Here is a 24,647-nt window from a genome sequence, read left to right as displayed (position 1 = left end):
ACAAGATTAACGAACTTTCAGTGTCGCTAGACCAACCAGTACTAATACCATTGAGATGATCCAAAAGCGCACGATTACACGCGGCTCTGGCCAACCTTTCAGTTCGTAGTGGTGATGAATCGGTGCCATACGGAAAATACGCTGACCACGCAATTTGTAAGAGCCCACCTGCAGAATAACTGACAAGGTCTCCATTACAAACACACCACCCATGATAACCAGTACCAATTCTTGGCGAACCAAAACAGCAATCACACCTAATGCACCACCAAGCGCTAGTGAGCCAACATCGCCCATGAATACTTGTGCTGGGTAGGTGTTAAACCATAGGAAACCAAGACCCGCACCCACGATAGCGGTACAAACCACAACCAGCTCAGAGGTGTATGGAATGTATGGAATGTGTAGATATGCCGCGAAGTTAACGTTACCTGTCGCCCAAGCAATCACAGCAAAACCAGCCGCCACCATAACCGTTGGCATAATAGCCAAGCCGTCTAGGCCGTCCGTTAGGTTTACCGCATTACTGGTACCCACAATAACAAAATAAGTCAGTACGATGTACAATAAACCTAGCTGTGGCATCACATCTTTAAAGAAAGGAACCACCAATTGAGTTGCCGCAGTATCGTGCCCGTGAGCATATAGAGCAAACGCCACAACCAATGCGATCGCGGATTGCCAGAAGTACTTCCAGCGAGCAACCAGACCATCAGTGTTCTTACGAACCACTTTACGGTAGTCATCAACAAAGCCAACGGCGCCGTAGCCAGCAAGCACGGCCAATACAGCCCAAACATAAGGGTTGGAAAGATCAGCCCACATCAATACCGTAATAATGATCGCAGCAAGGATCATCACACCGCCCATGGTTGGCGTACCACGTTTGCTGAAGTGAGATTCAGGGCCGTCATTACGAACAACTTGGCCAATTTGTAGCATTTGCAGACGCTCAATTAAACGAGGTCCCATCCACAGTGACAGACATAAAGCCGTCAAAATACTCGCGATTGCTCGAAACGATAGGTATTCGAACAAACGGAAAAAAGAAAAGTATGGCTGTAGTAGCTCTGCAAGCCAAATTATCATGAAAAGTTCTCCTTTAAAGCAGCGGCTATTTTACTCATTCCTGCACTGTTTGCGCCTTTCACCAACAAGGTGTGTGACACGTTATTCGGCAAGCATAAGTGCTGCTCTATGTGTGCGATCATCGCTTGATGCGTTGCAAAGTGGGTTCCATTACAGACCTCACTAATCACCTTGGTATCATCACCGTAAGTGAGTACATGCTCAAAAGCGAATGGGGCAGCATATTCACCGACTTGACGGTGAAGTGCAAGACTTTCGTCGCCTAATTCAGCCATATTGCCTAAAATCAACCAACGTTGACCTTTAAAGCTCGACAGCAGTTTAGCTGCCGCCTTCATTGCAGGCACGCTAGCGTTATAACTGTCATCTATCAGCTTGATATCCTGACTTAATTGTTGAACCTCAACTCGTCCTTTGACCGAGATAAGATTCGCTAAACCACTTTTTATTTCATCAAGCGTTGCACCAAATTGAATGCTCAACGCTGCCGCTGCCAACGCGTTCGCCACGTTATGCTGACCAATAATACCAAGTTCAACAGCTGTAGCACCTAGTGGCGTTTGCATATCAAAGCAAGCTTCGCCTTGGTCGTTGATTTCGATATTTTCAGCAAAATAGTCGGCTTCACAGTTACTTTCAGAAAATGTCAGTACCGTTTTATCCGCGAGTACTTCATTCCAAAAATCACCACCGTTGCTCTCTAAATTAACAATAGCAGTATCACCGGCAGCAAGCCCCTGAAAGATTTCACCTTTCGCTTGTTTTACGCCATCAATAGAACCAAAGCCTTCTAAATGAGCCGCAGCCACATTATTCACCAAGGCAACCTGTGGTTTCACGAGCTGCGTGGTGTAGGCGATTTCACCAATATGGTTAGCACCTAATTCGATCACCGCATAGTCATCGCTTGGTTCACTGCGTAGCAAAGTCAAAGGCACACCAATATCATTATTGAAATTACCCGCCGTAAACAGCACCTTGCCACGCTGTTGTAGAATACTTGCCACCATCTCTTTGACGGTCGTTTTGCCACAACTGCCTGTAATCGCCATGGTTGGAACATTACATTGCTTATGGATCCAAGCACTTAGCTGACCTAAAGCAAGTTTAGTGTCATCAACAACAACTTGAGTAATATTTAGGTCAAGTTTTCGTTCGACTAACAATGCGCTCGCATTCGCAGCAACTGCTTGATGGCAAAAATCATGCGCATCAAAGCGCTCACCAACGATAGCAACAAACAGCGCACCATCTTCGACTGTACGCGTGTCGGTAGAAACGGCGTTGATCACTGTATTGTGATTACTGGTTTCTGAATGCTCAATCAGCTCGCCATTAACAGCAAAACAAATCTGCTCGAGTGATACATCAATCATTATGAAATACCTAAAAGTTGTAGCGCAGACTCTCGGTCTGAATAATGTACCGTTTTGTCTTTCAATACTTGATAATCCTCATGGCCTTTACCTGCCAAAAGAATAATGTCATTGCTGCCAGCCTGCTCTAGAGCAAACTTAACCGCTTGGTAGCGATCGTGCTCGACAAATGCAGATTCAGGTTTACTTAGGCCAGCCAGCATATCTTTAACAATCAACGCAGGATCTTCGCTGCGAGGGTTGTCATCTGAAATAATGCTTTTATCGGCGAATTGCTCTGCGGTTGCCGCCATCATAGGGCGCTTACCGGTGTCGCGGTCACCACCACAGCCGAAGATAGCCCAAAGCTTTCCAGAGCAATGCACGCGTAGTGCTGCCAATGCTTTTTCTAGAGCATCTGGTGTGTGCGCGTAATCGACAACCACTTTTGCTTTGTTCGGAACTTGGAAAAGCTCCATTCGGCCAATGACAGGTTGAAGCTGAGGCGCAGTGTCGACCAAGGTTTGCTTGTCGATACCCAACGAAAGCAAAGTCGCAAAAGCAACCAGTACATTTGATGCGTTGAACTGACCAATCAGTGGAACAGAAAGCTTCCCTTGTCCCCAACGACCATCGAAAGACAGCTGAATACCAGTTTCTGCATAAGCGACATCAGACGCCCATACCGATTGCTGATAGCCCGTTAGCGGTGACAGTGAAACTGAAATGGCATTGGATAAATCTGACATCCAAGCTTTACCCACTTCGTCATCCACGTTAATGACTGCGTGCTTGCATTTGTGTTGAGTAAACAGGCTCTTCTTAGCCAATGCGTACTCTTCCATCGTGCCATGATAATCAAGATGATCACGACTCAAGTTAGTAAAGACACCAACCTCAAAGTCCAAAGCCTTTACTCGACCTTGCACCAAACCATGAGAGGAGATTTCCATTGCGGTATACACCGCTTTTTCTGCAGCTAACTCACTCAGTGTGCGCTGTATTTCAATAGCACTCCCCGTTGTGTTAGCAGCAATTTTTAAATTATCTAAGAAACCATTACCTGTCGTGCCCATTACCGCAGAGCGTTGGCCGACAAGATCAAGCCATTGAGCAATCAACTGGGTGATGGTGGTTTTGCCATTGGTGCCCGTGACACCAATCAATTTAGTCGCTTGAGAAGAATAAACACGGCCAGCTAATTCAGAGAGTGTTGAGTTTAAGTCTGAAACATAAACCACCGGAACAGAGTTTTGCCACTCAACAAAACCATGAGCTTTGTCATCACCAGCTTGTGCAATGACGGCTTTCGCACCTTGAGAAACGGCTTTATCGATAAACCGACGACCGTCGACTGCATGTCCAATTACGGCAACAAAAATATCACCTTCCTTGATGGCTCGGCTATCCAACTCCAATTGCTCAACAGCAATCGACTCCAACTCAGGAGAACCAAAGTATCCCCAAGGAGAAAGTAAAGATGACAGCGTGAGGCTATTACTCATATTGAATCCTGATTAGCTCTATTCTTGAAACTTGTTTTCATCAGCAGGGACATTGAGAATTTGCAGTGCACCCTTCATGATTTCAGAAAAAACGGGGGCTGCGACTGAACCGCCATAGTAAAGGTCACCTTGAGGCTCATTGACCACAACAACCAGCGCCACTCTTGGGTCACTGACTGGAGCAAAGCCAGCGGTCACCGCGATGTATTCATCACTGTAGCCGCCTGCTTCAGCCTTACGAGAGGTACCCGTTTTTGCTGCAACTCGATAACCAGGCACTGCGGCTCTTGTTGCCGTACCGCCTTTTTGAGTAACCCCTTCTAGCATATTCAGAACCAGTTCAGCGTTCTCGCGCTTGATGATTTGCTTAGAAAAGTCTTGGTCGTTACTCTTAATAATATGAATCGGTTCATACATGCCTTTGTTGGCTAGCGTTGCATAAGCATGTGCCAACTGCATCGGCGTAACCGACAAGCCATAACCGAATGCTAAAGTCGCAATTTCAAACTTTGACCAACGACGGCGATTCGGGAAAATACCGCTCGTTTCACCAACCAAATTAAGCCCAGACATCTCGCCTAGACCAACTGAACTGTACATACCAAGCAAAGCTTCAAGTGGCATATTAAGTGCCAATTTCGCTACGCCGATGTTACTCGACTTCTTGAGGATCAGCGCTAAGTCAGCCTTACCGACTTTAGAAGAATCTCGTACGCGACTACCACCGATCTGCATAATGCCATTGCCCGTATCAATAACGATATCGGGGTCTGCAGTGCCGTTCTCTAGTGCTGCTAAAACCACAAAAGGTTTCACGGTAGAACCTGGTTCCATTGCATCGGTCAGAACGCGGTTACGCATCTTAAAGCTTTGTAAATCAGCGCGATTGTTCGGATTATAAGAAGGGGCATTAACCATAGCTAACACGGCACCCGTTTTTACATCGAGTAGTACAGCAGAGCCTGAAGTCGCCTTGTGATCCGCCACGGCTTGCTTGATCGCGCGATAAGCAATCGCCTGAAGTCGTTGATCGATCGTTAGCTCTAGTGGTTTGCCTTCTTCACGCTCTTCTAAGGCAATGTTTTCAACAACACGTCCATAGCGATCTTTACGAATAGTCCGCTTACCCGCCTCGCCCGTGAGCCATTTGTCGTAGCTGCGTTCAACGCCTTCCAAACCGTGCCCGTCAATACCGGTCACACCAATAAGGTGCGCACTGACTTCGCCTGCTGGGTAGTAACGTCGAGATTCCGCTTTAAGGCCAACACCCACCAGCTTCAGTTCACGAATATACTTAGCCATTGCAGGGCTAACTTGTCTTTGCAGGTAAATAAATCGACGGGATTTGTTGCTGGAGATCTTATCGATCATTGATTGACGTTCTAAGCCAAGTACATCGGCTAACGCATACCAACGATCAATTTGAGCCATACCGTTTTTATCGAAAATGGTTTTCGGGTCGGCCCATACCGCTTCAACTGGAACACTCACAGCAAGCGGTTCGCCATTGCGGTCTGAGATAATGCCGCGGGCGGAAGGAATGGCCTTAACACGTACCGAGCGAAGGTCACCCTGACGAATTAAGTTATCTGGTTCAATGATTTGGATGTAAGCAACACGGCCTACGAGTGCAGCAAAGGCAAGAAACACGAAAGCAATCACGACGTTGAAACGCCATTTAATAAGAACTGGATCCGAATCCTTTTCGCTCTTCACTCGCTCTTTCGTTGATTTATTAACGGTTTTCGCGGGTGCTTTTTCCTTTTTACCGGTCATTTCAGTGTGATCACTACTTCTTTATCAGAGTCTGGACGTTTCATGTCTAGCTCTCGTTTTGCCGATGCTTGAACGCGGCTATGTTCAGCCAGAGCCGTCTCTTCAAGCATTAAATTTCGCCACTCATCATCAAGCTGTTCTCGCTCCACTAATGCCGTGTCTTTTTGCGTAATAGCCTGACGTGACATATGTGTCGTAAGAACGACCCCCATCGCACTCGCGAAGATACAGATAAGAAGCACCAACGGGACTTTGCCCACGGAGATCAAATCAAAAAATATTATCTTGGCTAAGTTCGGTTTGGAGGTCTTCATTGACTATAGCTTTTCTGCGATTCGTAGTACTGAGCTGCGCGAACGAGTATTCTCATCCACTTCATCTTTAGAAGGCTTGATCGCTTTACCAATTGGTTTTAGATCGGCACTGCCTAAAGCTTTAATCTGATCTTCTGTTAGCGGTAAACCGTGAGGAACTTGTGGCCCTTGGCTCTCTTTACGGATAAAGCGCTTCACCATACGGTCTTCAAGAGAGTGGAAGCTGATAACAGAGATACGACCTTGAGGAGCAAGAATGCTTGCTGCGCCTTTCAGTGCGGTATCGATCTCTTCAAGTTCACTGTTGATGTAGATACGAAACGCTTGGAATGCACGTGTCGCTGGGTGCTTTTTCTCTTTAAAGCTCTTTGGAGCAACATCTGAGATAAGCTTAGCCAGTTGACCAGTACGCGTTAACGGTTCGTTCTCTTCGTTCTCTTGATAAGCAATGATGCCTTTCGCGATACGACGAGCGTGTTTGTCTTCACCGAACTCACGAATAACCCAAGTGATGTCATCAAGATCCGCTTCAACTAACCACTGAGAAACAGGAATACCCGTTGTTGGATCCATACGCATGTCCAACGGGCCATCTTTCATGAAGCTAAAGCCACGTTCAGCATCATCTAACTGTGGTGAAGAAACACCCAAATCCAGTAATACGCCATCCACTTGACCGACTAAGTCATAACGCTCTGCATATTCAGCCATACCCGAGAATGGACCATGGATAATTGTAAAACGGGGATCATCAATCTTCTGAGCTTCAGCAATCGCTTGTGGATCGCGGTCGATACTAAAGAGTCGTCCATTCTCGCCCAGTTTAGACAGGATTGTACGGCTGTGACCACCACGGCCAAAAGTACCATCGATGTAGGTACCGTCAGGTTTGATCGCAAGTCCGTCAATAGATTCGTTAAGCAATACTGAAATATGTTTGAATGCTTCTGTCATAGTCTTCTCAGTGAGTGGATTGAGCCGTTAGTTAGGCAATAATTTGATCTATTAACGTTTTAGTGTACTGATTTCACGCCGTATCTCCACCATATTGTGTATAGGCTTTGGTAATTTTTGACCCAAGCTTATATCAGGGTGAAGGATTCTAAGGAAATCTAAATAATTTACGTCAATATAAAGCAAAAAACCCATCACTACTGTTAAGTAATGATGGGTTCTTTATATAGGTGGAGTTGACACATACGCCGGGTTCTGTTCCGCTTGCGCGGCGGTAACCATTCGTCTAGGCCTGCAATCGCTCACAGGCTCAAGCAATCTACCCGCCCCCATACGCGAGCAGCGCAATGCGAGGGCCTATTTGATCTTGCTCCGGGTGGAGTTTACCTTGCTACGAACTGTTGCCAGCCGCACGGTGCGCTCTTACCGCACCCTTTCAGCCTTACCTGTGCCTCTTCCGAAGAAATGAGGCCATCGGCGGTCTTCTCTCTGCTGCACTTGTCGTGGGCTCGCGCCCCCCAGACGTTATCTGGCACCCTGCTCTATGGAGCCCGGACGTTCCTCCCCTCTACCAGTCTCCCGAAGGACTTCAACGTCAGTTTCCCGAAGGACCTCAACGTCAGTCTCCCGAAGGACATCAGCAAAGCAGCGATTACCCGTTCAACTCCGAGGGCGGATTGTATAGAGATTAATGTGCAGTGTCTAGCGAGATCACAAATATGCTGCAAACCGATTGTTAACTGATGGGAAATTGAGCAAAAGCAGTTTAAGAGCAGATGCGAGTAACGAGACGAGAGATTCGAAAAGAATTAAATGCGGATGCGAGTAATGAGATGAGAGATTCAAACAGAATTAAAAGTGGATATGAGTAATGAGATGAGGGATTCGAAAACAATTAAAAGCGGGTACGAGTGGCGAGATGAGAGTTGCGAAAACATTTAAGAGCGAGTGGCAGGTTAGCAATACAGATAAAGGAGAACAGCTTAGTTACTCATTTATCTGTATCTGAACTAAATCACTAAAGAAGCATTAGTTGTCTAGGTGTTCTAGACCCCACTTATAAAGTGCATTCTTCTTAAGGTTGTAGATCTCGGCCGTCATTGCCGCTGCTTTTTTAAGGGGCAGCTCTTTGGTTAGAATACCCAGCGTACGGGTCGCTTCGTCTGGCAGCTCTGTGCTCGCTTCTTCACGATGACCATGAATCAACAGCACCATCTCGCCGCGCTTACGGTTCGAATCTTCTTCAATCCATTCAATAAGCTCACCGAGTGGCAACCCTTGAATGGTTTCGAATGTTTTAGTCAGCTCACGCGCCAGCACAACTTCACGGTCTGGGCCCAAGATCTCAAGCATGTCTTGCAGAGAATCAGTAATGCGGTGCGGAGATTCGTAGAAGATACAAGTGCGTTCTGCTTTTGCGATCTCTAAGAACTTGTCTTTACGACCTTTGCTCTTTGGCGGTAAGAAGCCTTCAAAGCTGAAACGATCAGACGGCAAACCAGACGCACTGAGTGCGGTAATCACAGCACAAGCACCAGGAAGTGGCACAACTCTCACACCCGCTTGACGACATTGTGATACAAGATGGTAACCTGGGTCACTGATTAAAGGAGTACCCGCATCAGAGACTAATGCGATAGACTGACCTTCTAATAACCTTTCGACTAGAACTTGCGCTTTAGTTTGTTCATTATGATCATGTAAAGCGAACGTTCTGGTGGATATATTGAAGTGAGCAAGCAGCTTACCCGTGTGGCGTGTGTCTTCGGCTGCAATAACATCGACACTTGATAAAATTTCAATTGCTCTTTGAGTGATATCTCCCAAATTTCCGATTGGGGTTGGCACAATATAGAGAGTTGGGCTCTCTGTGAGCAAGGTTTTGTTATCTGTCATTTGTTTACCATCACTTCAACGATTAATATAGATACAAATTGATACGGAATTTAAAGAACTCATGGCAACGATGAACCATAAGAGACTCAGTGTACCACGCTTACTCACTCCAATTGCATTAGCAATTACGTTGGCGGCTTGTTCTTCAGGCCCTCAAGCACCAACGCGTGTTGATATTACACTAGATCCAGCGCAATCAACTGAAAGTTACATGATGCAAGCGGATAGCAGCAAAGGAAGCCTGCAAAACGATTGGCTCATCATGGCACTTAAAGCCTCTGTGCAAGCTGGGAAAACCGATCAAGCTACTTTGCTTATCAAACGCATAGCAAAGCAAGAGCTTAGTGAAGTGCAACAAGCAGAGTGGCAACTGGCTCGTGCGCAGTTATTAGTGAATAACTCACAACCAGACCAAGCCTATAGCCAACTTAATTTCCAGCCGTGGTGGAAACTGCCTAACGAGCAATGGAAAGATTATCACGAGCTACGCGCGAATATTTCAGAGATGAAGAAAGAATATTTCGAAGCGAGCCGTGAGTTAGTGCTTTATTCAGAGTTCGTAGATGCTGATGAAGAAATCCAGCAGCAAACGGCCGACCGTATTTGGCAGAATCTGAATAGCTATTCTCAATATGAGATTCTAGAGCTTAAAACATCTCCTACCGAAGACGTTTTAGCGGGCTGGTTACAGCTGTCTATTTACATGAAGACGCTCAACTCTAATCTTCCAGATCTACAGAAAACACTGTCGGACTGGTTAGCAGAGAACCCTCGCCACCCAGCAGCGCTTTATACGCCTCAAGCGATCACCGATATATTAGCGTTAGAAATCAGCAAGCCGACCAGCACCGCACTATTACTGCCTTTAACAGGTAAGTACGGCAAGCAAGCGCAACTCGTTCGTGACGGTTTTATCTTTGCAATGATGAATGACAAAGAGCGCGAAGAAGATGCAACGCTGACGGTTATGGATACCAACGTACAAAGTGCCGCTGAAATTAAAGCAACACTGGAAGAAAACAACGTTGATTTCATTGTTGGTCCGTTGATTAAGAGCAACATCACCAAGCTTCAACAAGCGCAGAAAAATCACGAGAACTCGATTCCTGCGTTAGCTCTGAACATTCCAACGCAGCTAGAGTCTGATACTAATATCTGCTATCTCGCTCTATCGCCAGAACAAGAAGTCGCTCAAGCAGCGAAACATCTTTTTGCTCAAGGCTACAAGTACCCGCTTATCCTAGCGCCAAAAGGACGCTTAGGTGACCGAGTTGAGCAAGCCTTTAAGGAAGAGTGGAAAAAGTACAGCAACAACGAAGTCGCGATTACCATGTTCTCTGACAAGCGCCAACTTCAACGCAACGTGAATCAGGTATTCGGACTACAAGAAAGCCAGCAGCGTATCGCTCAAATGGATGGCCTCCTTAATCTGGACCTAGAAACTGAGCCACGCAGTCGTCGTGATATCGACTCGGTCTACATTGTGGCGAAGAACTCAGAGCTCACGTTGATCAAGCCTTTCATTGAAGTGGCGATTAACCCAGATGCTGACCAACCAGCCTTGTTCTCAAACTCACGCAGCAACAGCGGTGATAAGCAGTACGAAGACCTAACAGGTGTGTTCTACAGCGACATCCCACTATTGGTTGAGAACAAGAACGAGCTCAACAAAGAGCTAAACGACCTATGGCCTTCAAACTCAAACGGCCAAAAACGTCTGCAAGCGTTGGGAATGGATGCTTATTACCTAATGGATGCGCTTCCACAGATGAAAGCCGTTCAAGGCTACAGCATTCCAGGTGAAACAGGTGTATTGACTATCGACAACAATTGCATCGTACAGCGTGAAATCAGTTGGGCAGAGCATGGGGCTTTTTAGCCGTAAGTTTCTCTCCAAACCAACAATCACCCACAAACAAGTGGGTGATAAATACGAAGCCGTGGCAAAGTCCTACCTAATTCGCCACGGTTTATCGCTAATTGAAGAAAACTTCATAGCAAAGTGTGGCGAAATTGATCTTATAATGCGCCATAACAATACGGTTGTGTTTACTGAGGTAAAATACCGCAAGCAAACACGCTACGGACATGCCGCTGAAATGGTGACAGCAAAGAAGTCGCACAAGCTGTTTAAAACAGCCAATGTCTGGCTTATGCAGCAAGGCCTGTCAGTACACTCTACAGACTTCCGATTTGATATCGTTGCCATCGAAGGCCCAAATGACGATATCAACTGGATTCAAAACGCGATTACCCAAGGATAAACATGCTAGACAGCATTAAAGAAAGTTTTACAGAAAGTATTCAGATCCAGATTGCTGCTGCCGAAGCACTGCCTGACGCAATTACGCATGCTGCACAAGCAATGGTTGCAACCCTACTCAACGGAAACAAAATTCTTTGTTGTGGTAATGGTGGTTCTGCGTCTAATGCTCAACAGTTTGTATCATGCTTATTAAACCGCTTTGAAACAGAACGCCCTAGCCTGCCAGCAATGGCGCTAACGGCAGACAATACGACGTTGACAGCCGTTGCTAACGATTACCACTATGAAGAGATCTTCTCTAAGCAGGTGCGTGCATTTGGTCAAACCGGTGATATTTTACTGGCTATCTCGACCAGCGGTAACAGCAAGAACATAATCAAAGCGATGGAAGCGGCAGTAACTCGTGATATGACTATCATCGCCTTTACCGGTAAAGACGGCGGTGAAATGGCAGGTTTGCTTGGCGAACACGATGTAGAAATTCGTATCCCTTCACACCGTACAGCACGCATTCACGAAGTTCACATGGTGACACTGCACTGCCTATGTGACCTAATCGATCAAGTACTCTTCCCTGCTCACGAAGAGTGATATACGGAGCATCACAATGAAATCATTAACCTCTATGAGGCTGTTGAAGCTGATTAGTGTTTCGCTACTTACACTTTCCCTGTCTGGTTGTGCTGGCATTTTCATTGCTGGTGCTGCAACCACAGCGAACTTAGTCACTGATACACGAACCACCAAAGAGATTTGGAACGACAACAATATCGAATTTGAAGTCGCGGCCATCACCAACAAACAACCATATCGTGGCAACGTTCGCATCACAGCGAGCTCTTACCGAGGTTCGGTTGTATTGATGGGGCAAGCGACCACTGACTCAGAACGTCGCGCGTTTGAAAGCCAAGCCAAAGAAGTGGCAGGCGTAGAAAGCATCCATAATCAGGTGCGAGTAAAAGAGCCATTGACCATCAGTGCCATTAGTAATGACAGCTGGATCACCACTAAGGTGAAATCAGCCCTTCTTGCAAACGCAGATCTCAACGGCATTAAGGTTAAAGTCATCACTGAAGATTCAGAGGTGTTTTTACTTGGGTTAGTATCTCGAGAGCATGCTGATATCGCGACAGAAGTTGCCCGTAATGTTTCAGGCGTAAAGCAGGTGATTCGAGCGTTCGAATATGGTGAAGAAGACACTTCAGTAAACTAACGTTCCCTGAGTTCACTTAACGGGCTTGGCTAAGTAGCTACTGATTAGCGACCTAGCTGGTAATGCCTAACGAAATGAATCAGGCGAATAAAAACCAGAAAGCACAAAAAGAAAAAGCAGCGATAAATCGCTGCTTTTTTTGTATTTAGAGTTATTCAAAAATAACGCTATTTGATAACACGAAGGCTTGGTCGACCTTTTGCTGGACGAGGTGGCTCAGGATCTGAGTCAGGCTCTTCCGCATCAACGTCTGCCGTTGCTACACTCAAAGATGGGCCTTTTTCTGGTTCTTCAAAAGGGCTTTCTTCAATCCCTTCTTCAAACGCTTCCATGTATGCCTCTTCAGGTTCAAACATGGTACCAGCACCATTCTCACGAGCATAAATCGCTTGTACTGCATATAGAGGAACGATCACTGAGTGTGGACGTCCGCTAAAGCGAGCACTGAACGTAACAGCTTCGTTACTCAGTTCAAGTTGCCCAACCGCACGAGGCGCGATGTTCAGAATGATCTGACCATCTTGAACAAACTCTTCTGGAACTCTCACACCTGGTAATGTTGCTTCAACAACAAGGTGGGGAGTTAATTCGTTATCAACCAACCAATCATAGAATGCACGAAGCATGTATGGTCGGCGTGGTGTCATATTAGAAATATCCATAAACGCTTAGCGAACGAGTCGCATCTCACGCTCAGCTTCTGTTAGAGAAGCTAGGAATGAATCACGTTCAAATACGCGGTTCATGTAAATCTTAAGCTCTTTAGAACCAGGACCAATCAGTTCGATACCAAGCTCAGGTAAACGCCATAATAGCGGAGCAAGGTAGCAATCAATTAGGCTAAACTCTTCGCTCATGAAGTATTCATACTCAGCGAAGATAGGAGCAAGAGTCAGTAGGTCGTTGCGCAGTTTAACGCGAGCAGCTTCTGATTCTTCAGCGTTGCCTTTAACGATCTTCTCTGCAACTGAATACCAGTTGCGCTCAATGCGGTACATCATTAGACGGCTATTACCACGTGCAACCGGGTAGACAGGCATCAATGGTGGATGAGGGAAACGCTCATCAAGATATTCCATGATGATCTTTGAGTCATATAGAGCAAGCTCACGATCAACAAGGGTAGGTACTGATTTGTACGGGTTCAGTTCAACAAGCTCTGCTGGTAGATTTTTTTCATCTACTAACTCAACTTCAACACTTACGCCTTTTTCAGCAAGAACAATGCGCACCTGATGGCTATACATATCAGAAGCACTTGAGAAAAGAGTCATTACAGAACGTTTATTGGCAGCTACAGCCATGGAGCCCTCCAGTACACTTTAAATAAAAACAATGGAGGCCTAAAGCCTCCATTGAACATTAACATAATTTGGGAATTAGCACGGTATTATAGCACAATTAGTGCACATCACGCCAATACTCTTTCTTCAGTAAAATCACAACGATAGTGAAGATTACCAAGAAGGCCATTACCCACCAACCCATAGCATGACGCTCAAGTTGTACTGGGTCACCTGAGTAAACTAGGAAGTTAACCAGATCGCGAACCGCGTTGTCATACTCACCAGTGCTTAATTCGCCAGAACCGTCCGTTTCAGTACCAACAACAACCTTTACTTCCTCACCATCAACCATGTGAGTATCGTAGATTGGCGTTGGGATACCTTGTAGCTCTTCAAGAACATGCGGCATACCAACACTTGGGAAAACAATGTTGTTTACACCAAATGGACGAGACGGATCTTCATAGAAAGTGCGAAGGTACGTGTATAGCCAATCTGCGCCACGAACACGAGCAACCAATGTTAGATCTGGTGGTGGAGCACCAAACCAGCTAGCTGCTTGGTCAGAAGGCATAGCGTTAACCATCAAGCTACCAATTTTCACTTCAGGATCGAAGATCAGGTTTTCCTTCATTAGGTCTAAAGGAATCTCTAAATCATTCGCAACACGTTCATAGCGTTGGTACTGCGTTGAGTGACAAGCAAAACAGTAGTTCATGAACATCTTAGCGCCATTTTGCAATGAGGCTTTGTCTGTTAAATCATTGTTTGCTTTGTCTAATGGTACGCTTGCACCCGCTGCCATCGCTAGAGACGGCAACATAGCAAATAAAATTACAATCCACTTTTTCATTTGAATGTCACCCTTTCTGGTAATGGTTTCGTCGCTTCATTTTTACTGTAGAACCACAGCAGAACGAAGAACATGAAATAACCTAAGCTAAAGATTTGAGCCAGTAATGTGTATGTTGGCGTTGCTGGAAGCGCACCAAGGACACCAAGCGCAATAAAGCTTATTGTGAATTGGATGATGTTAATCAAATGCAGTTTGCTACGGTAACGGTAAGAACGCACTTTACAACGGTCGAACCATGGCAGTAGGAATAGCACAACAATAGAGGCACCCATTGCAACTACACCTAACAGCTTATCTGGAACAGCACGTAGTACCGCGTAGAACGGTGTGAAGTACCAAACAGGGGCAATGTGCTCAGGTGTTTTCAGTGGGTTTGCAGCTTCAAAGTTAGGCGGCTCAAGGAAGTACCCACCCATCTCTGGGTTAAAGAACAGCACGTAACAGAACAAGAATAGGAAACCAGCAACACCTACCATATCTTTCACCGTCCCGTACGGGTGGAAAGGAATAGAGTCGATGATGTCGTATTTCTTAGTGTAATCCTTGTGGAATGGGAACTGAGTCTTGTAGTCGTCGCCCATCGTACCTTTAGGAAGCTTAGTTTCGATACCGTCAGGATTATTCGAACCCACTTCGTGTAGCGCTAGTACGTGAAGTACGATAAGCAGCAATAGTACGATTGGTAGAGCAATAACGTGCAGTGCGAAGAAACGGTTCAGCGTTGCACCTGAGATGATGTAATCACCACGGATCCAAAGCGTTAGGTCATCACCAATGACAGGAATTGCACCAAACAGAGATATGATTACCTGAGCACCCCAGTAAGACATTTGACCCCATGGTAGTAAGTAACCCATGAAAGCTTCAGCCATAAGCACTAAGAAGATCAACATACCGAAGATCCAAAGTAGCTCACGAGGTTTTTGGTAAGAACCGTAGATTAGACCACGGAACATATGCAGGTAGATAACCACGAAGAACGCAGAAGCGCCAGTTGAGTGCATGTAACGCAGTAACCAACCGTATTCCACATCACGCATGATGTATTCAACAGAAGCAAACGCACCCTCACCAGACGGCACGTAGTTCATTGTTAACCAGATACCCGTAAGGATTTGGTTAACCAGGACCAACATTGCCAAAGAACCGAAAAGGTACCAAAAGTTAAAGTTCTTAGGCATTGGGTATTCAGATAAGTGCTTTTTGTAAGCATTCATCGCGGGTAGACGTTTTTCTACCCAATCAAGCAATCCTTGCATTATGCGTCTCCCTCGTCGACACCGATCATGATCTTCGTGTCACTCAAATACATATGCTTTGGTACAACAAGGTTCAATGGAGCCGGTACGCCTTGGAATACTCGACCTGCCATATCAAACTTTGAACCATGACAAGGACAGAAGAAACCAGACTTAACGCCCTGAACCTGTTCTGCGAAAGAATCTGGCAGGTAAGTTGGAGAACAACCTAAGTGTGTGCAGAAACCAACAGCAACGAAGAATTCCGGCTTAATCGAACGAAACTCGTTCTGTGCGTACTCAGGTTGTTGTTCAGCTTCAGATTGAGGGTCACGAAGTTGACCACCGATCGCTTTTAGGTTTTCTAGTACCGATTCAGCTCGGCGTACAACCCATACAGGCTTACCTTGCCACTCGACACGAACCATTTGTCCCGGTTCTAACTTACTGACTTCCACTTCCACCGGCGCGCCTGCAGCTTTCGCCTTAGCACTCGGATTCCATGATTTAATAAAAGGCACGGCTACAGCAGCTGCTCCTAAACCACCAACAACGGCTGTTGTTGCGGTTAAGAAACGCCTGCGACCGTTATTTAAAGGCGCGTTGCTCATCCAAACATTCTCCCATTTGCTCCTTATGGATTGAAATAATTCCGAATAAAGAGCATGGCTAACAAAATATGTATTTAGTTCTATTTATTGACGGCAAATGATAAATAAAACCCTACTTTTTGACAAGATAAAGCTACCTTTTTGTAACAATCATGAGGCAAAGCGCACATTGGGTTACAAAAGCTTTCAAAATATAAGAATTTGGGAATAAAACGAGGGGGGAAAAGCGTTTAGCGGGGGCCAGAAAGACAAAAAGCCCGGCATATAGCCGAGCTTTGAACCACAATTCCAGTAATAAAACTGGTCGCGTGTATTTTTCGGTAAGGAAAAATTAACGCTTAGAGAATTGAGGTTTACGACGTGCTTTACGTAGACCAACTTTCTTACGCTCAACGCAACGAGCGTCACGCGTAACATAGCCAGCTGCACGTAGAGCAGGACGTAGAGTTTCATCGTATTCCATAAGAGCACGAGTGATACCGTGGCGGATTGCGCCAGCTTGACCTGAAATACCACCACCAGAAACAGTGATGTAAAGGTCAAGTTTCTCAGTTAGTTCAACTAGCTCAAGAGGTTGCTTAACAACCATACGAGAAGTTGGACGACCGAAGTAAACATCAAGGCTACGCTTGTTGATTACGATCTCACCAGAGCCTGGTTTGATGAAAACACGAGCTGCTGAGCTTTTGCGACGACCAGTGCCGTAGTATTGATTCTCTGCCATTGTCTTAATCCCCAATTAGATGTCTAGTACTTGTGGTTGTTGAGCAACATGGTTGTGCTCAGTACCAGCGTATACTTTAAGCTTACGGTACATCGCGCGGCCTAGAGGACCACGTGGAAGCATACCTTTAACTGCTAGTTCAAGAACCATTTCTGGTTTCTTAGCAATTAGCTTTTCAAAAGTGATAGTCTTAAGACCACCTGGGAACTCAGAGTGACGGTAGTAAACCTTACCCTTAGCTTTGTTACCAGTCACAGCAACTTTCTCAGCGTTAACAACGATGATGTAATCACCAGTGTCTACGTGAGGAGTGTATTCTGCTTTGTGCTTGCCGCGTAGGCGAGAAGCGATTTCACTTGCTAGACGGCCAAGAGTTTTGCCTTCAGCGTCTACAACATACCAGTCGCGTTTTACAGTTTCTGGTTTAGCAACGAAAGTTTTCATGCTAATAATTACCTATTTAAAAAATTTACACTTAAGGAATACTCGCGTATTCCCACTGTCTAAGAGTTACCATTCATCACCCCTTCGAGTGTTGGAAAACTCTTGGCATAACGTGATTTTACTCATCGCTAGAGGCCCGCAGTAACGGTAGGTCGCAGGATTATAGAGAAGAGCGAAGAAAAAATCACCTCTTTTTGAACAAAATCACGATTTTTTTAATTCTCTTTCGTATTAGAGATAATAAGAGCTAAATTAAGTGTTCTTTTGCCAAATATTCATGGCTCTGCATTTCGATTAAACGCGACTGACAACGTTTAAACTCAAACTCTAGCTGGCCATTGGTGTACAATTTTTCTAACTCAACTTCCGCTGAAATTATTAATTTCACATGACGCTCATAAAACTCATCGACTAACGCAATAAATCGCCTCGCCGCATCGTCTGACGTCGCCCCCATCTGTAAAACATCCGCTAATAAAACCGTGTGATAAACCTTAGACAGTTCAATGTAATCATTCTGACTACGAGCCGACTGACAAAGTTGTGCAAAAGTACCATGTAATACACCATCACTCGCTTCAATGACATCCAATTGGCGATGGTTGACTTCGATCTGCTTGAGCTTCTCTTTATCTTCACCGACTAACTGCGCGTAATATTTCTCTAGATTGATATTGGCTTGGTTATCTAATGGATAATGATAGATCTCAGCTTGCTCTAAGGTTCTCAATCGGTAATCAATACCGCTGTCTACATTAAGGATGCGACAGTTTTCTTGAATCAGCTTAATCGCAGGTAAGAAGCGTGCACGCTGTAAGCCATTACGATACAGATCTGCAGGTGGGATATTAGAAGTCGCCACCAAGATAACGTTACGCGCAAATAGCTCTTGGAACAAAGTCCCTAAGATCATGGCGTCGGTGATATCTGAAACAAAGAACTCATCGAAACAGATAATGTCGGCTTCTTGCTTTAGCTTGTCAGCCACTAGCGGTAACGGGTCACTTACATTACCGAGCGCTTTCAGCTCATCATGAACTCGATACATAAAGCGGTGGAAGTGAACTCGCATTTTTTTAGTGGTCGGTAAGGCTTCGTAAAACGTATCCATTAGATAAGTTTTGCCACGCCCTACACCGCCCCAAAAATAGAGGCCTTTGGGTGGCTCTGGCAACTCGGGCTTTTTACCTAGCAATTTCTGGAATCGCGTAAGTTGAGGAACTGGAGTATTCATGTAATCTTGGAATTGATGAAAGAGTTCATCTAAAGATTTAACTGCTTGCTCTTGTGCTGGATCTCTTTGAAATCCATGTTCTTTTATATCTTGTTCGTATTTTTTAACGGGATTCATGACGACATTTCCACAATGAAAGCGATATCAGACAGCGAAGAAAAAGGTACCCAAACAGCACGAGAGATGATTTGATGCGATGAATAAAGCAACACTAAACTGCTATCTAGCGCACACGCATTTCTCTTTATACTGCGGCTTTCTCATAGTACCATGGAGCCGTATCACGTGTAACTAAGCAGTAACAAACATGTTAAAAAACAATAATAAGGAGCTGTTATGCCTTGGATGTATGCCGTTGCCGGTTTACTAGTCGGAGTTATCTTAGGGGTCGCTATTTCTCGTCTCATGACGCCTGAATACAAAAAACAAAAGAACGTACAAAAAGAATTAGACAGTGCAAAGTTTGCCCTTGAACAGCAACGACAAGAACTTGCTGACCACTTTGCTAAATCAGCAGAAATGTTAGATACCTTAGGTAAGGACTACACAAAGCTGTACCAACACATGGAAAAAACAAGTTCAGAGCTGATTCCTAATCTGCCAGAGCAAGACAACCCGTTTGTCAAAACAGCCGCTGCCCATTCGGATAAGACGCAAGACAAGCCTTCAACTAAAGAGGCGACTCTTGAGGAACAACCAAAAGATTACGCTAATGGTGCAACCGGTTTATTTAAAGAACAGAAGAAAGAAATCATTGATGCTCCTGATGTAGTCACAGCAAAAGCATCGTAAACATTTAACACTTCTTGAACTTTACAAAGGTTTTTGAGTCATAACTTTCACTCAGGTCATTTGAAACTTCTCATATCTATAGCAAATATGAGAGGGATAAGGCCTTAACTAGAGAGGAGTTTATGATGAAAAAACCTTTGCTTGCTTTATCAGTACTAACTTTAAGCTTAAGTTCAATCATCACCCCCATTCAAGCAACCGCCGCACTGCCATTAAGTGTGGGTAATGAACAATTACCGAGCCTGGCACCTATGCTTGAACAAGTGACCCCCGCTGTGGTTAGTATTGCCGTTGAAGGCAAACAGGTACAACGTCAGCAAATCCCTGAACAATTCCAATTCTTTTTCGGCCCAGAGCAAACACGAGAGCGCCCATTCCGCGGGTTAGGTTCTGGTGTCATCATTGATGCTAAAAAAGGCCATATCGTCACCAACTATCACGTTATAAATGGCGCCGACGATATCAAAGTAAAACTTCATGATGGTCGAGAGTACGATGCCGAGCTGATCGGTGGCGACCAGATGTCTGATATCGCATTGCTCAAATTAGAGAAAGCCAAAAACCTTACCCAGATAAAAGTCGCAGATTCAGACAAGCTAAGAGTCGGCGATTTCAGTGTCGCTATCGGCAACCCATTTGGACTTGGCCAAACCGTGACATCCGGTATCGTTTCAGCGTTAGGCCGTAGCGGTCTAAATCTAGAGAACTTCGAGAACTTCATTCAAACCGATGCCGCGATTAACAGTGGTAACTCTGGAGGTGCATTAGTGAATCTTAACGGTGAACTGATTGGTATCAACACGGCTATCCTAGGCCCTAACGGAGGCAATGTCGGCATCGGCTTTGCAATTCCATCCAACATGATGACAAACCTGACAGAACAGATCCTCGATTTCGGTGAAGTAAAACGCGGTATGCTGGGTGTTCAAGGTGGAGAAGTCACCTCTGAACTCGCTGAAGCACTCGGTTATGAATCAAGTAAAGGGGCTTTTGTTAGTCAAATTGTCCCTGATAGCGCAGCAGACAAAGCGGGACTTAAAGCCGGAGACATTATCATCTCTATTAATGGCAAACGCATTGATACCTTTAGTGAGCTCAGAGCGAAAGTGGCAACATTAGGCGCAGGCAAGCAGATCGAACTCGGTGTTATCCGCGATGGAAAAAGCAAAAGCTTTGATGTAACCCTTGGCGAATCAACCAATAGCAAGACGCAAGCTGAAAAGCTTCATGAAGGACTTGCAGGCGCGGAACTGACCAACACCAACGAGAGCGACTCAGCGACAGGTGTAAAAGTATCGAGCGTTGCTCAAGGCTCTCCGGCTGAAGCCTATCAGCTTCTCAAAGATGACATCATCATAGGTGTGAACCGTCAGCCAGTCAAAAACCTTGCACAATTTAGAGATATTCTAGAGAAGCAACCGGGGGTATTGGCACTCAACATCCAACGAGGCGACCGAACCATCTACCTTGTGATTCGATAACTATTCGTCACAATGTTCAAAGGGAAGCGAAGTAAGTTTGATTGAAACTTACTCAGCTTCCCTTTTCTTTAAATGAATCAAAATGCTATGCTTCACTCGTAATCAAGTCGTCCATCCATCGGTGGAGGCTTCACACCTTACTTGTTGAAGAGGGAAACATGCTGTCCTTTCTATTTCGTTCTATTTCCCTTGGACTCGTTTCAGCGGCGCTTATTCTTCTCGCATTTCCGAGCTTACGACCGGCGATTGTTGCTGACGTCACGAGCCCTAAAGTCGATAATATCGGCTCTCTTCAGATTTCATTTAACCAAGCTGTACGCCGCGCGGCACCCGCTGTGGTCAATATCTATAGCCGTAAATACGCAGAAAGCGATCGCAACAAACTGCTGACTCAAGGTTTGGGTTCAGGGGTGATTGTCAGCGAAAAAGGCTACATCATTACCAATTTCCACGTAGTGGCTCAGGCTGACCAAATTGTGGTTGCCTTACAAGATGGTCGCGTTGCTGCCGCACAGTTAGTTGGTTCAGACAAACGCACTGATATTGCGATACTAAGAGTCAGCGGTGACAACTTACCGGTGATTCCACTGAACCAAGATTACACAGCCAACGTGGGCGATGTGGTACTGGCTATCGGCAACCCATACAACCTAGGTCAAACGACGACCTTTGGTATTATCTCAGCAACTGGTCGTTCTTCAATCAGTGCCGATGGACATCAAGCCTTTATTCAAACCGATGCGGCAATCAATGAAGGTAACTCTGGCGGTGCTCTTGTTAACTCACAAGGTGAGCTAGTCGGAATCAATACCGCCTCTTTCCAACAAGCAACCGATATGGAAACCTACGGTATTTCGTTTGCTATCCCCTACCCACTTGCCAATAAGATCATGCAAAAAATCATCGCTGATGGGCGTGTAATTCGTGGTTACATCGGCATTGATGGGCAAGATATTAACTCAGTGACATCACGCCTATTAGGTAATAAGAACATTGGTGGCATCGTAGTACTGGGTATTGACCCGAACGGTCCAGCAGCCGATGCAGGATTTGAAGCACAAGATATTATTGTCAGCATCAACAACACCCAAGTTAATGGCCGACAGAGCGTCATGGACATTGTTACCGATCTGCGACCTGGCACGGTCATCGATGTGGGTATCTTACGCCAAGGTAAAAACGAAACTCTGAAAGTGACGATTGCTGAAGATACACGCTTGTAGGCTTAACATTACGGGCGTGATTCAAACCGCTAAAGTACACATATAAAAATACAGGTACAAAAAACCCAGCTCTCAGGCTGGGTTTTCTTTTATCTAATCATCTTATCTAATCAAGATAGCAAACGTCTCTATGATTCGCTTGGGTCTTCGATATCGATGCGAGTCACACGCTGCAAACCTCTTGGGAGCAGACCACCACGACGACCACGTTCACCACGGAAGTTCTCAAGGTCTGATGGTTTCAAACCAAGTTTACGTTTACCCGCATAGATAGTCAGCGTCGTATTCTCAGGGATTGCCATCAAGTGTGACACAAACTCTTCACGCTCTTTCGCTTTCGCAGAAGGGATGTTGATGATCTTGTTGCCCTTACCTTTGCTAAGCTGTGGCAAGTCTTTAATTGGGAACAACAACATACGACCTTGGTTAGTAATCGCCAAAATCTGGTTGCTTTCAAGGTCAGCAATTGGGCTTGGCAGCATGACTTCTGAAGATTGTGGTAAGTTCACTAACGCTTTACCGCTCTTGTTCTTCGACAGTAGATCACTGCCCTTACAAACAAAACCGTATCCAGCATCAGAACCAACTAACCATAGCTGTTCATTCTCTCCCATCACCACTTGGCGAATCGAAGTACCCGGACTGACGTTCAGGCGGCCTGTAATTGGCTCACCTTGGCTTCGAGCCGACGGTAATGAATGAGACTCAAGGGAGTAGCTTCGGCCATCACTGCCGAGGAACACCGCTTGTTGGTTACTCTTACCCTTAGCGCTCGCTAAGAATTTATCACCTGATTTGTAGTTCAAGCCTTCAGCGTCAACTTCATGCCCTTTAGCATGACGAATCCAACCTTTCTCAGACAACACAACCGTAATTGGTTCGCTTGGTACTAAGTCACGCTCTGTTAGCGCTTTCGCTTCAGCACGCTCAATCAATGGTGAACGACGGTCATCGCCGTATTTATCAGCATCTGCTTGGATTTCTTTCTTGATCAGCGTATTCAAGCGACGCTCTGAACCTAGTAGCTTTTCAAGCTTCTCACGTTCAGCTTCAAGCTCTTCTTGCTCAGCTCGGATTTTAAATTCTTCTAACTTAGCTAAGTTACGAAGTTTAATATCAAGAATCGCATTGGCTTGAATTTCAGAAATGTTGAAACGGTTCATCAGGACAGGACATGGTTCGTCTTCTGTTCGAATGATCTCAATCACTTCATCGATGTTTAGGTAAGCAGCAAGTAAGCCTTCTAAGATGTGCAAACGAGCCAATACTTTATCTAAACGGTACTGTAAACGACGACGAACGGTCGTACGACGGAACTCAATCCACTCTTTCAGAATCTGAACTAAGCCTTTCACTTGAGGACGATTGTCTAAACCAATCATGTTCAAGTTAACGCGGAAGTTTTTCTCGAGATCTGTCGAAGCGAATAGGTGACTCATCAGTTGATCACAATCGATACGGTTCGAGCGAGGAACCACGACGATACGTGTTGGGTTCTCGTGATCAGATTCATCACGCAGATCGTCAACCATTGGCAGCTTTTTAGCACGCATTTGGTTCGCGATTTGCTCAAGTAACTTCGCACCAGACACTTGATGAGGAAGAGCGGTGATAACAATATCAGAGCCTTCTTTGTGCCATACCGCGCGCATCTTGATGCTGCCACGGCCTGTACGATAGATCTTTTCGATGTCCGACTTCGGCGAAATAATCTCAGCCTCTGTCGGGTAATCTGGGCCTTGAATGAAACCCATCACATCTGGAAGTTCAGCTTTCGGCGTATCAATCAAATGAATCGCTGCGTTCGCCACTTCACGGACATTGTGAGGCGGGATGTCGGTCGCCATACCAACCGCAATACCTGTGATGCCGTTAAGCAAGATGTGAGGAAGGCGTGCTGGTAGCATTTGAGGCTCTTTCATCGTGCCATCAAAGTTGGGTTGCCAATCAACGGTGCCCTGACCTAATTCGCCAAGTAACACTTCTGCGAATTTAGATAATTTAGCTTCAGTATAACGCATCGCCGCGAATGATTTCGGATCATCCGGTGCACCCCAGTTACCTTGACCATCCACCAATGGGTAGCGGTAAGAGAAAGGTTGCGCCATCAGTACCATGGCTTCGTAACAAGCAGAGTCACCGTGTGGGTGATACTTACCTAGAACGTCACCAACCGTACGCGCTGATTTTTTATATTTCGATGCAGCCGATAAGCCTAATTCAGACATCGCATAGATAATACGACGCTGTACTGGCTTCAAGCCATCACCGATATAAGGCAATGCACGATCCATGATCACGTACATTGAGTAATTTAAATAGGCATCTTCGGTGAACTTGCGCATCGGCAATTGTTCAACGCCATCATATGTAATTTCGTTAGACATCCA

23 protein-coding genes and 1 other RNA gene are annotated in these 24,647 nt (G+C 45.5%); 7 read left to right on the top strand and 17 right to left on the bottom strand.

The window, feature by feature from the left end:
* Positions 1-6 precede the first annotated feature (6 nt).
* From mraY to rsmI, 8 genes are all read right to left on the bottom strand, one after another.
* Positions 7-1,089, bottom strand: coding sequence for a phospho-N-acetylmuramoyl-pentapeptide-transferase (gene mraY / locus BCT49_RS07015; RefSeq protein ID WP_102434665.1), 1,083 nt, complete (start codon positions 1,087-1,089; stop codon positions 7-9).
* Positions 1,086-2,465 carry a UDP-N-acetylmuramoyl-tripeptide--D-alanyl-D-alanine ligase gene (locus tag BCT49_RS07010; protein WP_102434664.1) on the bottom strand — a complete coding sequence of 460 codons (1,380 nt, stop codon included), beginning with the start codon at positions 2,463-2,465 and terminating at the stop codon, positions 1,086-1,088. Before BCT49_RS07010 ends, mraY begins: the two co-directional genes overlap by 4 nt.
* Positions 2,465-3,949, bottom strand: coding sequence for a UDP-N-acetylmuramoyl-L-alanyl-D-glutamate--2,6-diaminopimelate ligase (gene murE / locus BCT49_RS07005; RefSeq protein WP_102434663.1), 1,485 nt, complete (start codon positions 3,947-3,949; stop codon positions 2,465-2,467). Before murE ends, BCT49_RS07010 begins: the two co-directional genes overlap by 1 nt.
* A gap of 18 nt (positions 3,950-3,967) precedes the next feature.
* Positions 3,968-5,725 carry a penicillin-binding transpeptidase domain-containing protein gene (locus tag BCT49_RS07000; protein ID WP_102434662.1) on the bottom strand — a complete coding sequence of 586 codons (1,758 nt, stop codon included), beginning with the start codon at positions 5,723-5,725 and terminating at the stop codon, positions 3,968-3,970.
* Entirely contained in the window at positions 5,722-6,039 is a 318-nt protein-coding gene (gene ftsL, locus BCT49_RS06995) for a cell division protein FtsL (protein ID WP_017056040.1), read from the bottom strand. Before ftsL ends, BCT49_RS07000 begins: the two co-directional genes overlap by 4 nt.
* 3 nt (positions 6,040-6,042) lie before the next feature.
* Positions 6,043-6,993, bottom strand: a complete 951-nt coding sequence (rsmH, locus tag BCT49_RS06990) for a 16S rRNA (cytosine(1402)-N(4))-methyltransferase RsmH (RefSeq protein ID WP_017084764.1) — start codon at positions 6,991-6,993, stop codon at positions 6,043-6,045.
* Between the two features lie 228 nt (positions 6,994-7,221).
* Positions 7,222-7,661: RNase P RNA component class A (gene rnpB / locus BCT49_RS06985), an RNA gene on the bottom strand.
* A 361-nt stretch (positions 7,662-8,022) separates the two neighbouring features.
* Complete coding sequence (rsmI, locus tag BCT49_RS06980) at positions 8,023-8,889, bottom strand: 16S rRNA (cytidine(1402)-2'-O)-methyltransferase (protein WP_017106823.1); 867 nt, start codon at positions 8,887-8,889, stop codon at positions 8,023-8,025.
* 61 nt (positions 8,890-8,950) lie between these two features.
* Between rsmI and BCT49_RS06975 the strand changes: the two genes are divergently transcribed.
* From BCT49_RS06975 to BCT49_RS06960, 4 genes are read left to right on the top strand one after another with little or no spacing between them, the layout of a single operon-like run.
* Positions 8,951-10,768, top strand: a complete 1,818-nt coding sequence (locus BCT49_RS06975) for a penicillin-binding protein activator (protein WP_102434661.1) — start codon at positions 8,951-8,953, stop codon at positions 10,766-10,768.
* Positions 10,755-11,153, top strand: a complete 399-nt coding sequence (locus BCT49_RS06970; protein ID WP_102434660.1) for a YraN family protein — start codon at positions 10,755-10,757, stop codon at positions 11,151-11,153. Before BCT49_RS06975 ends, BCT49_RS06970 begins: the two co-directional genes overlap by 14 nt.
* 2 nt (positions 11,154-11,155) lie before the next feature.
* On the top strand, positions 11,156-11,746 hold the full coding sequence (locus tag BCT49_RS06965; RefSeq protein WP_004729817.1) for a phosphoheptose isomerase: 591 nt from the start codon (positions 11,156-11,158) through the stop codon (positions 11,744-11,746).
* A gap of 16 nt (positions 11,747-11,762) precedes the next feature.
* The gene (locus BCT49_RS06960; RefSeq protein ID WP_102434659.1) at positions 11,763-12,368 is read left to right on the top strand and encodes a BON domain-containing protein; all 606 of its coding nucleotides are present in this window, start codon (positions 11,763-11,765) and stop codon (positions 12,366-12,368) included.
* A 167-nt stretch (positions 12,369-12,535) separates the two neighbouring features.
* Here BCT49_RS06960 and sspB read toward each other — a convergent pair whose 3' ends face one another.
* The 8 genes from sspB to zapE form a co-directional block, all read right to left on the bottom strand.
* Positions 12,536-13,030 (bottom strand): ClpXP protease specificity-enhancing factor, encoded by a 495-nt coding sequence (gene sspB, locus BCT49_RS06955; protein WP_277869409.1) that lies wholly within the window; start codon positions 13,028-13,030, stop codon positions 12,536-12,538.
* A gap of 6 nt (positions 13,031-13,036) precedes the next feature.
* Entirely contained in the window at positions 13,037-13,672 is a 636-nt protein-coding gene (sspA, locus tag BCT49_RS06950) for a stringent starvation protein SspA (protein ID WP_009848943.1), read from the bottom strand.
* Between the two features lie 97 nt (positions 13,673-13,769).
* Positions 13,770-14,507 carry a cytochrome c1 gene (locus BCT49_RS06945; protein ID WP_102434657.1) on the bottom strand — a complete coding sequence of 246 codons (738 nt, stop codon included), beginning with the start codon at positions 14,505-14,507 and terminating at the stop codon, positions 13,770-13,772.
* Positions 14,504-15,769 (bottom strand): cytochrome b, encoded by a 1,266-nt coding sequence (locus BCT49_RS06940; RefSeq protein ID WP_009848941.1) that lies wholly within the window; start codon positions 15,767-15,769, stop codon positions 14,504-14,506. Before BCT49_RS06940 ends, BCT49_RS06945 begins: the two co-directional genes overlap by 4 nt.
* Positions 15,769-16,359 carry a ubiquinol-cytochrome c reductase iron-sulfur subunit gene (gene petA, locus BCT49_RS06935; RefSeq protein ID WP_010434692.1) on the bottom strand — a complete coding sequence of 197 codons (591 nt, stop codon included), beginning with the start codon at positions 16,357-16,359 and terminating at the stop codon, positions 15,769-15,771. The genes BCT49_RS06940 and petA overlap by 1 nt, the downstream gene beginning before the upstream one ends.
* Positions 16,360-16,690: 331 nt before the next feature.
* Positions 16,691-17,083, bottom strand: coding sequence for a 30S ribosomal protein S9 (gene rpsI, locus BCT49_RS06930; protein ID WP_004740758.1), 393 nt, complete (start codon positions 17,081-17,083; stop codon positions 16,691-16,693).
* A 15-nt stretch (positions 17,084-17,098) separates the two neighbouring features.
* Positions 17,099-17,527, bottom strand: coding sequence for a 50S ribosomal protein L13 (rplM, locus tag BCT49_RS06925; RefSeq protein WP_010434689.1), 429 nt, complete (start codon positions 17,525-17,527; stop codon positions 17,099-17,101).
* Between the two features lie 247 nt (positions 17,528-17,774).
* The gene (gene zapE, locus BCT49_RS06920; protein WP_102434656.1) at positions 17,775-18,878 is read right to left on the bottom strand and encodes a cell division protein ZapE; all 1,104 of its coding nucleotides are present in this window, start codon (positions 18,876-18,878) and stop codon (positions 17,775-17,777) included.
* A 219-nt stretch (positions 18,879-19,097) separates the two neighbouring features.
* On the opposite strand from zapE, the gene zapG reads away from it, so the two are divergent.
* The 3 genes from zapG (at position 19,098) to degS (ending at position 22,257) form a co-directional block, all read left to right on the top strand.
* A complete protein-coding gene (gene zapG / locus BCT49_RS06915) occupies positions 19,098-19,553 on the top strand; it encodes a Z-ring associated protein ZapG (RefSeq protein WP_017106830.1) in 456 nt (151 codons plus the stop codon).
* A 125-nt stretch (positions 19,554-19,678) separates the two neighbouring features.
* A complete protein-coding gene (locus BCT49_RS06910; RefSeq protein WP_102434655.1) occupies positions 19,679-21,034 on the top strand; it encodes a Do family serine endopeptidase in 1,356 nt (451 codons plus the stop codon).
* A gap of 158 nt (positions 21,035-21,192) precedes the next feature.
* Entirely contained in the window at positions 21,193-22,257 is a 1,065-nt protein-coding gene (degS, locus tag BCT49_RS06905; protein WP_065113165.1) for an outer membrane-stress sensor serine endopeptidase DegS, read from the top strand.
* 128 nt (positions 22,258-22,385) lie between these two features.
* Here degS and parC read toward each other — a convergent pair whose 3' ends face one another.
* On the bottom strand, positions 22,386-24,644 hold the full coding sequence (gene parC / locus BCT49_RS06900) for a DNA topoisomerase IV subunit A (RefSeq protein WP_102434654.1): 2,259 nt from the start codon (positions 24,642-24,644) through the stop codon (positions 22,386-22,388).
* Positions 24,645-24,647 lie beyond the last annotated feature (3 nt).

Source organism: Vibrio lentus (assembly GCF_002875945.1).
Classification (GTDB): Bacteria; Pseudomonadota; Gammaproteobacteria; order Enterobacterales; family Vibrionaceae; genus Vibrio; species Vibrio apostichopi.
This window is presented reverse-complemented; position numbering and strand designations above follow the sequence as displayed.